Genomic DNA, 12,275 nt, shown 5'->3' with positions numbered 1-12,275 from the left:
CAAAAAAATGCAACATATCATAGATCGCTTTATCAGTTATGTAACAATTGATACCGAATCGGATCCAAATTCACAAACAACGCCAAGTACGCAGAAACAATGGAATCTTGCCAATAAATTAGTTGACGAACTAAAAGCAATTGGCCTAGAAGATGTAACTATAGATGACAAAGCTTATATCATGGCAACGCTTCCTAGCAATGTTGATCATGAAGTGCCAACAATTGGTTTTGTTTCTCACTTTGATACTTCTCCAGATTTTAGCGGAGCGAATGTAAAACCGCAAATCGTCGAAAACTACGATGGGAAAGATATTATTTTGAATGCTGAGAAAAACATCATTTTATCTCCAGACTACTTTAAAGATTTATTATTATATAAAGGTCAAACCATCATTACAACTGACGGAACGACTTTATTGGGAGCTGATGACAAAGCTGGAATTACAGAAATCGTTTCGGCAATGGAATATCTGATTCAGCATCCTGAAATCAAACACGGAAAAATCAGAATCGGCTTTACTCCAGATGAAGAAATCGGACGTGGCGCACATCATTTTGATGTTGAAAAATTCGGAGCACAATGGGCTTATACCATGGACGGAAGCCAAATTGGTGAATTAGAATATGAAAATTTTAATGCCGCTGGAGCTAAAATCATTTTTAAAGGAAAAAGCGTTCACCCAGGTTATGCTAAAGGAAAAATGATCAATTCTATGCTTTTGGCAAATGATTTTATCAATGAACTTCCGAAAGGCGAAACTCCACAAGAAACTAGAGGTTACGAAGGTTTCTTTCACGTTCACCACATAAAAGGGAATATCGAAGAAACCGTTTTAGAATTAATTATTCGCGATCATAACAGAAAGAAATTCGAAAAAAGAAAAGAATTGATTCATAAGCTGGCGAAACAATTCAATAAAAAATTCGCAAAGAAATTTGGCGAAGATATTGTAATTGCCGAAGTAAAAGATCAATATTACAATATGAAAGAAAAAGTTCTTCCTGTAAAATACATTGTAGATATTGCTGAAAAAGCGATGAGAGAATTGAACATCAAACCGATCATTAAACCAATTCGTGGCGGAACTGATGGTTCTCAATTATCATTTATGGGATTGCCTTGTCCGAACATTTTTGCAGGCGGACATAATTTCCACGGAAAATACGAATATGTTCCAGCAGAAAGTATTCAGAAAGCTACTGATGTTATTGTGAAAATTGCTGAATTAACAGCAATTCCTGGAATTTTTGATGCACCCGAAAAATCTAAAAGAAAAAGATAAAGTGGAACCGAATTCTGATAAAAAACACGTTTGGGACAAAGTCAATCAATGGGAAGAAGAACTCCTTTTTCTTAAATCAATTATTGACAAAACAGAACTGGTCGAAACCATAAAATGGGGAGGACCTATTTATGTTTACAACAAAAAAAATGTTATCGGAATTGGAGGTTTTAAAAATTATTTTGCCATTTGGTTTCTAAACGGTGTTTTTCTAAAAGACGAAAAAAAGAGACTAATAAACGCTCAAGAAGATAAAACAAAATCGATGCGTCAATGGCGTTTTACTTCAAAAGAGGAAGTAAACGAAAAGGAAGTTTTAGAATACATATGCGAAGCGATTGAAAACGAAAAGCAAGGAAAAGTTATTAAACCTTCTAAAAAAGAAGCTATTGTATCTGAACTTTTAGAAAAAGAAATGACTCAAAATCCAGCTTTAAAAGAAGCTTTTGAAAAGTTTTCTCCTTACAAACAATATGAGTTTTTAGAATATATTGAAACGGCTAAACAGGAAAAAACTAAGATCTCTAGAATCGAAAAAGTGATTCCAATGATTTTGGCGAATGTTGGACTGAATGATAAATACAGGTAATTTAATTTTCAATATTTAAATTCCAAATTCCAATCCATACAAAGAAACCTTTGTCAAAGTTTAAAACTTTGATAAAGGTTTTCTTTTTTTGTCATCCTGACGAAGGAAGGATCAAAAGATTCCTTCACAAAGTTTGTCATTTCGAGGAACGAGACCCGAGCGATAGCGAATAGGCGAAGCAAATCTCCGCAAGAGACTCTACAAAGATTTTCCTCCATGCTTTGAGGAGCTATTTGCGAAGATTTCTCGTTCCTCGAAATGACAATACAAGGCAAAAAAAATCCCAAACTTCTATTTGGAATTTGGGATTTTGAATATTGTAATTTAGAAAATTAAGCTTTCTTATTCAAAGCAGCGCTTAATTCTAAAGAAATAGCAGAACGCTCTAATTTTAATTTTCCAGACATAGTTTCGATTACAACAGTAGTTTCTGCTAATTCAGCGATTTTACCGTGGAAACCACTTTTTGTAACTATTTTGTCGCCTACTTTTAGGCTGCTTTCAAATTCTTTTTCGTTTTTAGCTCTTTTTTGTTGTGGTCTAATCATGAAGAAATAGATTACCACGAACATTAAAAGGAATGGCGCAAATTGAGATAATTGTCCCATAATTTAAATTTGTTTTTGATTTATATTTAATATTCTTTTTTTAGCTCTTCGACTTCGCTCAGAGAGACAAAGCAGTTGGAATTTGAAATTTTAAAATTGCTTATTTCAAACTTTTACATTAACCCTCTTCCAACTTTTACCATTTTTTTATTGGCAGTAAGTTCCTTAACAAGATTATCTAAAATTCCGTTGATAAAAATACTACTTTTTGGTGTAGAATACTCTTTTGCAATTTCTAAATATTCGTTAAGAGTTACTTTTACTGGAATTGAAGGGAATTTAACAAACTCGCAAATTGCCATTTTTAAGATAATCGTATCAATTTCGGCAATACGATCACTGTCCCAATTTGGCGTTTTATCTTCGTATTCTTTTGCAAAAGCTGTTTCGTTTAGAATTGTTCTTCTAAATAAATCTTTTGCAAAATCTTTGTCTTCAACATCTTTATACAATTTTGGCACTCTAAAATCATCCGGATCTTCCGTTTTGATTGCTTTCAATTGTTTTACAATATGAGTATTTACAACCGGAATATCATCAACCCACGTTAATTTATCATCCTCTAAATACTCGTATAATTTTTCATTAGGAACAATAACATTTTCAAACAAATCAATAATAAATTGTCTGTCTTCTTCAAACGTATTTACGTTATTACTCATGTATTTTTTGTAAATATCGCTTGCTTTAACATCATTTAAAAGCAAAATGATATAATCGTCGTTTAAAGACCAGTTATTGATTTTACGATTTTCTAAAGCGATACTAAGAGAATTGCTTTCGGCAAGAAGTTGAAAAATTTTGTTTTTGATAAATTTTTCATTTGGGTTACGTTCTGCTGCAGTAGCAAGGTGTTTTTTACTAGAAAGATGTAAATAGACAGCTTCTTTTTTACAAATTTCTATCAATGAAGAAAGCATTATAAGGTATAAGTCCTGAATATTATCAATGCTATAAAAAAGGAATTTCTCCTCTTTTTCCATGTTATCAGAACCGCTTTGATGCATTGCATAAATGGATTGCATTACTTTAACGCGTATGTGTCTTCTATTTACCACCGTGTAAGAACATTTAAAAATTAGTCTGCAAAAGTAAAACTTTTGATGCGTATTTTAAAATTAATTCGCAAAAAAGTGACAGTTTTTGGTCTCATTTTTATTTAGTTCTCAGTCCCAATCATAGTTTTCAGCATTAAGCAAAAACAAAAAGTCTCAGTTTCCAGTAGATCTGAAAACTGAGACTGAGACTGTAAACTTAAAAATTACTTAGAAGCGTTCTCGATTCTTCTTTGATCGATACGGTTTTGAGCAATTGTAAGCGCCGCTTTATGAGTTGTAATATTATTTTTAGCAGCGAAATCTATAATTTCTAAAGTTGTATTGTAGATATTTTCTGTTTTAGTCATGATTTCAGCTTTACCGTAGTTAGCTAATTCAGCATAAACATTGATAATTCCACCAGCGTTGATTAAGAAATCTGGAGCATATAAAATTCCTCTTTCTTGTAATCTTGCACCATGAACATTCTCATCTGCTAATTGATTGTTGGCAGCACCAGCAATAACTTTAGCCTTAATTTTATCTACTGTATTATCATTAATTGTTGCTCCCATCGCACATGGCGCATAGATATCAACATCTGCAGTATACAAATCTTCACCAGTATAAATTGAAGCATTATATTTTGAAGCTACTTGATATAATTTTTCTTCATTAATATCAGTAATCGTTACTTGCGCTCCTTCTTTAGTTAAATAATCAACCAAAGTTTCACCGACGTGTCCAATTCCTTGTACCAAAACTTTTTTACCATCCAAAACATCAGTTCCAAACTGACTTTTAGCAGCCGCTTTCATACCAAGATAAACTCCGTAAGCAGTTACAGGCGAAGGATTTCCAGAACCACCTCTTTCTTCAGAAATACCCGTAACATAAGGCGTTACATCTCTTACAGTATCCATGTCTTTAGTTTCCATTCCAACATCTTCTGCAGTGATATATCTTCCGCTTAAAGAGTGAACGAATTCACCAAACTTACGCATTAACTCAGGAGTTTTTTGTGTTTTAGCATCACCAATAATTACTGCTTTACCTCCACCAATATTAAGTCCAGTAATGGCAGATTTAAACGTCATACCTCTCGAAAGACGTAAAACATCATTTAAAGCTTCCCATTCTGTGTTATAATTCCACATTCTGGTTCCTCCCAAAGCTGGTCCCATAACCGAATTATGAATACCAATAATTGCTTTTAAACCTGTATCTTTGTCATTGCAAAATACAATTTGTTCGTGATCGTCAAAAGATAACTGTCCAAAAACAGGATCCATTTTTTGAAGTTCCTTTCCAGTTGCGAAAGTTGCATCCATAGCGCTAGTATTAATTAGGTTAAAATTATGAATTCGTCAAAAAGACTTCTCAAACATAATTAAAAAATACATATGTGTTAATTTTTTATCTTTAAAATAACAATTTTACAATATAATTGTTTTGATTAAATCGCAGATTATTATAATTTTATTTAATAATAATTCTTAAATACAAATCAATTCAATATTAGATTTCTTAAAAAAATGAAAGAATTAAGCTATTTAAATAAATATTTCATCAAATATAAATATAGTTTTTCAGCAGGTATTTTAATAACCATAATCGCACAAATATTTTCTTTATTTACTCCAAAGCTCATCAGTAAGTCTTTAAATGCTATTGAAAACTTTGACAAACTTTCTGTTGCTGAACAAAAATCGGAAATAGTAATCGCAACTTTTCGTCAGGACCTCATTCATAATGTACTGCTAATCATAGGAACTACGATTGTTGCTGGATTTTTGACATTTTTAATGCGCCAGACTTTAATTGTTATGTCGCGCCATATTGAGTTTGATTTAAAAAATGAAGTTTTCAGACAATATGAGAATCTTTCTCAGAACTTTTATAAACAAAATAGAACTGGCGACTTAATGAATCGCATTAGCGAAGACGTTTCTAAAGTTCGCATGTATGTTGGGCCAGCTGTAATGTATACTATTAATACAGCTATTCGTTTTGCGATCGTTATAATATATATGTATAATGTATCGCCGTTGCTTACTTTATATACGATATTACCATTGCCAATTCTTTCGTATTGTATTTTTAAGCTAAGTTCTGAAATCAATAAACGAAGCACCACTTTTCAGCAATATCTTTCTAAAGTCTCGAGTTTTACTCAGGAAATTTTTTCGGGAATTCGAGTTATAAAAGCGTATTCTTTAGAGAATCAGCACCAAAATAATATGGTTGATTTGGCTGAAGAAAGCAAACGCAAAAGCTTAAGTCTTGCAAGAGTCCAGTCTTTATTCGGTCCGTTGATGATTGCCCTTATCGGAATCAGTAACTTGGTTGTAATTTATTTTGGAGGTGTAATGTATATTAATGGCAGCATTCCAAATATCGGAACCATTGCCGAGTTTATATTATATGTAAACATGCTAACTTGGCCAGTTGCTTCTTTGGGCTGGGTTTCTTCGATGGTTCAGGAAGCAGAAGCTTCTCAAAAACGTTTGAACGAATTTTTGAAAATTGAACCAGAAATTAAAAACAACAACGAAAACCCATCTGATATCGAAGGAAATATTACTTTCAATAATGTTTCTTTTACCTATCAAGACACCAATATTGAAGCATTAAAAAATGTTTCATTTACAGTAAAAAAAGGAGAGACTTTAGCCATTTTAGGAAAAACGGGTTCTGGAAAATCAACCATCCTTTCTTTGATTTCAAGACTTTATGACACTACACAAGGTGAGATTAAAATTGATGAAAACGAAATCAGTACTTTAAACTTAAATGATCTTCGAAATAATATAGGAATCGTTCCTCAAGATGCTTTCTTGTTTTCGGATACTATTAAAAACAATATCAAATTCGGAAATCAAAATGCAACCGATGAAGAGGTAATTAAAGCTGCTAAAAATGCTGTTGTTCACGACAATATTATTGCATTTAACAAACAGTACGACACCATTTTAGGAGAAAGAGGAATCACCCTTTCGGGCGGACAAAAACAACGTGTTTCTATTGCAAGAGCCATTATCAAAAATCCTGCAATCTTACTTTTTGACGATTGTTTATCTGCGGTTGATACTGAAACAGAAGAGTTGATTTTGAATAATTTATTTGAGATTTCTAAAGACAAAACAACCATAATTGTAAGTCATCGAGTATCATCTGCCAAGAATGCAGATAAAATTATTATACTCGAAGACGGTAAGATAATTCAACAAGGCTCTCATAATCAATTAATAAATCAAGAGGGTTATTATGCATCGTTATATTTAAAACAACTTTCGGAAAAAGAATTACTTTAATTGTTGCGTAATAGATAATTTTTTATGATTTTTGAGTACTATTAATTCCAAAAATGATAGAACGTATTATGAGAGAAAATGACATGTTAGAAAAAGAAGAGATTTTTTCTAAAGTATTACGAGCAGGAAGAAGAACTTATTTCTTTGATGTGAGAGCTACCAAAGCTGATGATTATTACATTACTATTACCGAAAGCAAAAAGTTTACTGAGGAAGATGGTTCTTTTCACTTCAAAAAACACAAAATTTACTTATACAAAGAAGATTTTAGTGCTTTCGCCGAAATATTAGAGGAAATGACTTCTTATGTTTTGAACCACAAAGGCGAAGAAGTAATTTCTGAAAGACATCAAAAAGATTTTAAGAAAGAATACAGTTCTGAAAAAACTGAAAGCCAAAGATCTAGCTTCACAGATATCGATTTTGACGATATTTAATCAAAATCATCTATATAAAGTAGGAGTCCAATTTGTTCTGCATTTTGGACTTTTTTTATATATTTATATTTGAGATGTGAATTGTAAAATGTGAGACGTACGATTCAAGCATCTTAAACTTCTAACTTTTTCACAAATTACACTTTACTATTAACTCACAAAAAATGAAAAAACTAATTCTTCTTTTAAGTTTCGTTTTCTTTGGAATTTCCATTTCCGCACAGAATACAGAATATGAAACGAAAAATAACATTCAATATTATAACGCTGCTACAAATAAATCTGATAAATATATCAGCGAACGATGTGTTTTAGATATTTATTACCCAAAAAACAAAACTGGTTTTGCAACAATCGTTTGGTTTCATGGTGGCGGATTAACTGGCGGAAATAAAGAAATCCCGGAAGCTTTAAAAAATAAAGGCTTTGCTATTATTGGTGTAAACTACAGATTATCGCCAAAAGCAAAAGCTGAAAAAGCTATTGAAGATGCAGCTGCGGCAGTAGCTTGGGCATTTAATAATATTTCAAATTACGGAGGAGATAAATCTCAAATTTTTGTTTCTGGGCATTCTGCTGGTGGATATTTAGCTTTAATGATAGGGCTTAATAAAAAATACCTTCAAAAAGAAAATATTGATGCGAATCAAATTGCTGGATTAATTCCTTTTAGCGGACAGTGTATTACACATTTCGAAATTAGAAGAGAAGACGGAATTCCAGAAAAACAGCCAACAATTGACGAATTTGCTCCTTTATATCACGTTCGCGCCGATGCTCCACCATTATTGTTAATTACTGGAGATCGCGAACTTGAAATGTTGGGACGTTATGAAGAAAACGCATACATGGCTAGAATGATGAAATTGGTTGGACATACGCAAACTAAATTATACGAATTAGACGGTTACGGTCACGGAATGACAGAACCTGGTTTTCCGCTTTTGGTTAATGAAGTAAACCGAATTTTAAAAGAACGCAAAAAATAATCACTAAATAAAATTCCACGGCAATGGAGACACAACTATTAATCATACCAGGACTTGGAGATTCTGGAGAGAAACACTGGCAAACTTTTTGGCATAAAAAATTCGGAAATTCCATTCGCGTTGTACAAGACAACTGGGACGAACCTATTCTAGAAGAATGGCTTGAAAGACTAAACGAAAACATTTTAAAACTTAACCAGCCAACTATTTTAGTGGCACATAGTTTAGCAGTTTCATTGGTTTTGCATTGGGCAGAAAAACACAATAATCTAAATATTATTGGCGCTTTTTTAGTCGCACCAGCAGATGTAGATTCACCAAACCACACACCAGAATGTACGAGAAACTTCTCGCCTATTCCGCTTTATAAATTACCTTTTCCGTCTGTAGTCGTTGCGAGCGAAAATGATCCCTATGCTTCTTTTGAAAGAAAAAAACTCTTCGCTGAAAAATGGGGAAGCGATTTTGTGAACATCGGACAGCAAGGTCACATCAATTCTGATTCTGATTTAAAATATTGGGAGGAAGGACAGGAGATACTACAGAAGTTAATTAAAAAGACAAACCTTTAATTTAACCGCAAAGAGCGCAAAGATCTACGCAAAGAACGCAAGCTTTATGCGAAGTTTTTATCAATTAAAGTTCGCAAAGCTTTGCGCTATAACTTTGCGAACCTTGCGTAAGCCTTTGCGGTCTTTGCGGTCTTTGCGGTTAAAACTAAGGATAAAAACTATCCAATACGTAGTCCATTAGGAATCTTGAAATCGGGAGCCAATAAAATCACGTCTCCCTCCTCACCTACAGCACCAAGCACTAAACATTCACTCATAAATTTTCCGATTTGTTTTCTTGGAAAATTTACAACCGCAACAATTTGACGATTTACTAAATCTTCTTTCTGGTATCTTTTAGTAATTTGTGCAGATGACTTTCTAATTCCTATTTCCGAGCCAAAATCTATTGTTAGCTGAAAAGCCGGTTTTCTGGCTTCAGGAAAATCATTTACTTCTATAATAGTTCCAACACGCATGTCGGTTCTTTCAAATTCATTCCAAGTTAAATCCATTTTAATTTCTTTTAATTACAAACCTATAAATTTTGTAATTAATGAGCCTAATTCTATAACCCATTTCTTTTTCTTTAAATCTAATTTTACGAGAAGAAAAAATGAAAATACTCACGTAAAAAGATATAACATGGAACATACTGAACCAAATGCATGCATGTCAACCAAAGATTTTGAATCTAATTTAAAACAGGTTCATACTGATAAATATATAGAAACTGCACAAAACGTAAGGCTGTACGTTAAGGATTATGGTCAAGGAAAACCTGTTATCCTGATTCACGGCTGGCCTCTTTCTAATGAAATGTGGGAATATCAAATAGATCATTTAGTACAAAATAATTATCGTGTTATTGCATATGATCGTCGCGGATTCGGAAAATCTTCTCAGCCTTGGGACGGCTACGATTACGACACTTTAACAGATGATCTTAAGGAAATTATCGAACAATTAGAGTTAGAAAATGTAACGCTTGTTGGTTTCTCAATGGGCGGTGGCGAAGTAGTTCGTTATTTTAGCCGTCATGGCGGAAAAGGCGTAACCAAAGTTGCTTTGATTTCTTCAATTATTCCTTTTCTTCTAAAAACCCATGATAATCCTGACGGTCATCCAAAAGAAAAAAGCGACAATACTGCAATGGCAATCAAAGAAGATCGAATCGGATTTATTGATAATTTTGGAAAAACGTTTTTTGGCGTTAATATTATCAACAAACCTTTAAGTACACCTTTACTAGAATATTACAGAAATTTATGTTCTGTAGCTTCTCCAAGAGCTACTTTAAAATGTGCTGAATCTTTCTCTTATACTGATTTTAGAGATGAAATAGATTTCATTAAAGTTCCAACTTTAATTATTCACGGAGACGACGATAAAATCGTACCAATTGATCTTACTTCAAGAAAAGCGGCAAAATCTATATCAAACAATACTTATATCGAATATGAAGGTGCGCCACACGGACTTTTTTATACGGATAGAGAAAAGCTAAATGAAGATTTATTGGATTTTTTGAATTCATAAAAACTTAAAAAAGTATCCAAAGAAGCAAGCTGTTGCAGCTAACTGCTTTCTTTGGATATTTTTATTCTTGTGCTCTTTTATTTACAGAATTTTAAAGCTATTTTTGAAATTCAAATTTCAAATAAAATGGCACGAACAGAATCAACAATGCTTCCATTAGGAACAATTGCTCCTGATTTTTATTTAAAAGACACCAATTCTAATGATACTTTTTCTTTTAAAGACTTAAAAGGTTCAAAAGGAACTTTGGTGATGTTTATCTGCAACCATTGTCCGTTTGTGCATCATGTTATTAAAGAAGTGGTAATGATTGCCAACGATTACCGCGTGCAGGGACTTGGAGTAATCGCTATTTCGAGTAATGATGTTGTAAAATATCCGCAAGACGGACCAGAATTAATGGCTGACTTTGCAATGGAAAACAAAATTGATTTTCCTTATCTGTATGATGAGAGCCAAGAAACAGCAAAAGCATATCAGGCGGCTTGCACTCCGGACTTTTATTTATTTGACAATCAAGACAAATTATTCTATCGCGGACAATTGGATGATTCAAGACCTGGCAACGGAATTCCTCTTAGCGGAAGCGACCTTAGAGGTGCCATAGATGCCTTAATTTATAACCGAAGTTTGAAAGAAACACAGAAGCCAAGTCTTGGTTGTGGCATAAAATGGAAGTAAATACGCACTAAATCCAAAAAGATTACGTATCTTTGCCGTTCAATTTAACATCCTTATGGGAAATACAACACTACTTACAGCCTCTATAAAGTCGTTTTGCATTGCAAAACCGCTTCATGCTGTAATTATTTCGCATAATAAGGCCTTTATTTTTTAGGCCTCCGTCTACTTCACTTTTTCTTCTTTTTGACGGAGGATTTACATCAGCTTAAGCATTCACTTATTTGACAAAAATCATTTTTTGATCAGATATTTTTTTGTTTTTCAGATTAAACATTTCGATTCTGTCTTTTTTAAGACTCTGAAATTTTTCGTTTATAAATTGTTCTAAGAAGAAAAAATCATTTAAAATTTTATAACAATAAATTCAATATAGATATGAAACCAACACCCACTTTCTGTAAATCAGATTATCAATTTTTAAGAGAATTGATTTTAAAAAGTAAAAACTCAACAAATACTAAAGAAGCCAATCAGCTTTCGCAAGAATTAGATCGCGCTGTAATTAGTAAAGAAAGCGAATTGGATAGTTCGGTAATTCGAATTAATTCACTTGTAACGATAGAAGATGTAAAGGCCAAGAAACAAATGAAAATTCAAATCGTTTTACCTTCTGCAGCAGACGTAAAACAATCTAAAATATCAATTCTAGCACCTTTAAGTGTTGCTATTATTGGTTTTAAAGAAAATGACGAAGTGGATTGGGAATTACCTGCTGGCATCAAAACTTTAAAAGTAATAGCTGTAGACAATTCGGCTGTACATCATTCTTAAATTTTAAAACACCTCATTCTGTGACGGTGTTTTTTTATATCTATTTGAAAACAAAAAAACTGTTCAAATGAACAGTTTTTTTATACCTCTTTTTAAAATTCAAATTACAATTGCGAATCAATATAATTCGTAATCGAAGCCATCTGAGTATCATCTAACTTCGCTTTCTTACCCATTTTTACCAAAATCGGCGTCCATTCTTCTTTTGTAAACTTTTTCGGTTCAAACAATTTATGGCATTTTGCACAATTGTTTTCATACAAACTTTTACCTGCTTCTAATTCAGGTGTTAAAGCTACCGTTTTTGTGGTTTCGCTGGCTGATGCTACTGGAGCTGCTTTCTTACTTCCGCAAGAAACCATAAATAATGCAAGTCCTGCAAGGATTAATATATTTTTCATTGGCTTTGTTTTTTTAGTAAATATAAAAAAATCCCATATGCAGTAACATATGGGATTTCTATTTATAACA

14 protein-coding genes are annotated in these 12,275 nt (G+C 32.7%); 9 read left to right on the top strand and 5 right to left on the bottom strand.

Annotated features, from left to right (window positions below):
• Positions 1–7 precede the first annotated feature (7 nt).
• Together pepT and AC1Q5Z_RS00940 are read left to right on the top strand one after the other, a co-directional pair.
• Entirely contained in the window at positions 8–1,285 is a 1,278-nt protein-coding gene (pepT, locus tag AC1Q5Z_RS00945; protein WP_198856847.1) for a peptidase T, read from the top strand.
• 1 nt (position 1,286) lies between these two features.
• Positions 1,287–1,874, top strand: a complete 588-nt coding sequence (locus tag AC1Q5Z_RS00940) for a YdeI/OmpD-associated family protein (protein ID WP_492443396.1) — start codon at positions 1,287–1,289, stop codon at positions 1,872–1,874.
• 332 nt (positions 1,875–2,206) lie between these two features.
• On the opposite strand, the gene yajC is transcribed toward AC1Q5Z_RS00940, so the two are convergent.
• The 3 genes from yajC to AC1Q5Z_RS00925 form a co-directional block, all read right to left on the bottom strand.
• A complete protein-coding gene (gene yajC, locus AC1Q5Z_RS00935; RefSeq protein ID WP_012024270.1) occupies positions 2,207–2,482 on the bottom strand; it encodes a preprotein translocase subunit YajC in 276 nt (91 codons plus the stop codon).
• A 113-nt stretch (positions 2,483–2,595) separates the two neighbouring features.
• A complete protein-coding gene (gene nusB, locus AC1Q5Z_RS00930; protein ID WP_198856845.1) occupies positions 2,596–3,507 on the bottom strand; it encodes a transcription antitermination factor NusB in 912 nt (303 codons plus the stop codon).
• Between the two features lie 236 nt (positions 3,508–3,743).
• Positions 3,744–4,850 (bottom strand): Glu/Leu/Phe/Val family dehydrogenase, encoded by a 1,107-nt coding sequence (locus tag AC1Q5Z_RS00925; protein WP_492443393.1) that lies wholly within the window; start codon positions 4,848–4,850, stop codon positions 3,744–3,746.
• A gap of 204 nt (positions 4,851–5,054) precedes the next feature.
• Here AC1Q5Z_RS00925 and AC1Q5Z_RS00920 point away from each other — a divergent pair, with 204 nt between their 5' ends.
• From AC1Q5Z_RS00920 to AC1Q5Z_RS00905, 4 genes are all read left to right on the top strand, one after another.
• Complete coding sequence (locus AC1Q5Z_RS00920) at positions 5,055–6,833, top strand: ABC transporter ATP-binding protein (RefSeq protein WP_492443391.1); 1,779 nt, start codon at positions 5,055–5,057, stop codon at positions 6,831–6,833.
• Between the two features lie 68 nt (positions 6,834–6,901).
• Positions 6,902–7,270: a PUR family DNA/RNA-binding protein gene (locus AC1Q5Z_RS00915; protein WP_095931384.1), complete on the top strand. Its 369-nt coding sequence runs from the start codon at positions 6,902–6,904 to the stop codon at positions 7,268–7,270.
• A 164-nt stretch (positions 7,271–7,434) separates the two neighbouring features.
• Positions 7,435–8,259 carry an alpha/beta hydrolase gene (locus AC1Q5Z_RS00910; protein ID WP_492443389.1) on the top strand — a complete coding sequence of 275 codons (825 nt, stop codon included), beginning with the start codon at positions 7,435–7,437 and terminating at the stop codon, positions 8,257–8,259.
• Between the two features lie 23 nt (positions 8,260–8,282).
• Positions 8,283–8,831 (top strand): RBBP9/YdeN family alpha/beta hydrolase, encoded by a 549-nt coding sequence (locus AC1Q5Z_RS00905; RefSeq protein WP_492443387.1) that lies wholly within the window; start codon positions 8,283–8,285, stop codon positions 8,829–8,831.
• A gap of 158 nt (positions 8,832–8,989) precedes the next feature.
• Here the strand turns inward: AC1Q5Z_RS00905 and AC1Q5Z_RS00900 are convergent, their stop codons facing one another.
• On the bottom strand, positions 8,990–9,325 hold the full coding sequence (locus AC1Q5Z_RS00900) for a tRNA-binding protein (protein ID WP_278022415.1): 336 nt from the start codon (positions 9,323–9,325) through the stop codon (positions 8,990–8,992).
• 130 nt (positions 9,326–9,455) lie between these two features.
• Between AC1Q5Z_RS00900 and AC1Q5Z_RS00895 the strand changes: the two genes are divergently transcribed.
• The 3 genes from AC1Q5Z_RS00895 (at position 9,456) to AC1Q5Z_RS00885 (ending at position 11,804) form a co-directional block, all read left to right on the top strand.
• Positions 9,456–10,349, top strand: coding sequence for an alpha/beta fold hydrolase (locus AC1Q5Z_RS00895; RefSeq protein ID WP_492443385.1), 894 nt, complete (start codon positions 9,456–9,458; stop codon positions 10,347–10,349).
• Between the two features lie 126 nt (positions 10,350–10,475).
• The gene (locus tag AC1Q5Z_RS00890; protein ID WP_492443383.1) at positions 10,476–11,030 is read left to right on the top strand and encodes a thioredoxin family protein; all 555 of its coding nucleotides are present in this window, start codon (positions 10,476–10,478) and stop codon (positions 11,028–11,030) included.
• A 378-nt stretch (positions 11,031–11,408) separates the two neighbouring features.
• Positions 11,409–11,804 (top strand): GreA/GreB family elongation factor, encoded by a 396-nt coding sequence (locus AC1Q5Z_RS00885; RefSeq protein WP_198856838.1) that lies wholly within the window; start codon positions 11,409–11,411, stop codon positions 11,802–11,804.
• A 104-nt stretch (positions 11,805–11,908) separates the two neighbouring features.
• Here the strand turns inward: AC1Q5Z_RS00885 and AC1Q5Z_RS00880 are convergent, their stop codons facing one another.
• Complete coding sequence (locus tag AC1Q5Z_RS00880; protein WP_492443380.1) at positions 11,909–12,205, bottom strand: cytochrome c; 297 nt, start codon at positions 12,203–12,205, stop codon at positions 11,909–11,911.
• Positions 12,206–12,275 lie beyond the last annotated feature (70 nt).

It is taken from the genome of Flavobacterium sp. GW823-FHT06G12, from assembly GCF_058794775.1.
This window is presented reverse-complemented; position numbering and strand designations above follow the sequence as displayed.

What these genes read in the sequence shown, in the direction of transcription:
- pepT (WP_198856847.1), top strand. Translation starts at nt 8, where the DNA reads ATGCAACATATCATAGATCGCTTTATCAGTTATGTAACAATTGATACC.
- yajC (WP_012024270.1), bottom strand. Translation starts at nt 2,482, where the DNA reads ATGGGACAATTATCTCAATTTGCGCCATTCCTTTTAATGTTCGTGGTA.
- nusB (WP_198856845.1), bottom strand. Translation starts at nt 3,507, where the DNA reads ATGCAATCCATTTATGCAATGCATCAAAGCGGTTCTGATAACATGGAA.
- AC1Q5Z_RS00925 (WP_492443393.1), bottom strand. Translation starts at nt 4,850, where the DNA reads ATGGATGCAACTTTCGCAACTGGAAAGGAACTTCAAAAAATGGATCCT.
- AC1Q5Z_RS00920 (WP_492443391.1), top strand. Translation starts at nt 5,055, where the DNA reads ATGAAAGAATTAAGCTATTTAAATAAATATTTCATCAAATATAAATAT.
- AC1Q5Z_RS00915 (WP_095931384.1), top strand. Translation starts at nt 6,902, where the DNA reads ATGAGAGAAAATGACATGTTAGAAAAAGAAGAGATTTTTTCTAAAGTA.
- AC1Q5Z_RS00910 (WP_492443389.1), top strand. Translation starts at nt 7,435, where the DNA reads ATGAAAAAACTAATTCTTCTTTTAAGTTTCGTTTTCTTTGGAATTTCC.
- AC1Q5Z_RS00905 (WP_492443387.1), top strand. Translation starts at nt 8,283, where the DNA reads ATGGAGACACAACTATTAATCATACCAGGACTTGGAGATTCTGGAGAG.
- AC1Q5Z_RS00900 (WP_278022415.1), bottom strand. Translation starts at nt 9,325, where the DNA reads ATGGATTTAACTTGGAATGAATTTGAAAGAACCGACATGCGTGTTGGA.
- AC1Q5Z_RS00895 (WP_492443385.1), top strand. Translation starts at nt 9,456, where the DNA reads ATGGAACATACTGAACCAAATGCATGCATGTCAACCAAAGATTTTGAA.
- AC1Q5Z_RS00890 (WP_492443383.1), top strand. Translation starts at nt 10,476, where the DNA reads ATGGCACGAACAGAATCAACAATGCTTCCATTAGGAACAATTGCTCCT.
- AC1Q5Z_RS00885 (WP_198856838.1), top strand. Translation starts at nt 11,409, where the DNA reads ATGAAACCAACACCCACTTTCTGTAAATCAGATTATCAATTTTTAAGA.
- AC1Q5Z_RS00880 (WP_492443380.1), bottom strand. Translation starts at nt 12,205, where the DNA reads ATGAAAAATATATTAATCCTTGCAGGACTTGCATTATTTATGGTTTCT.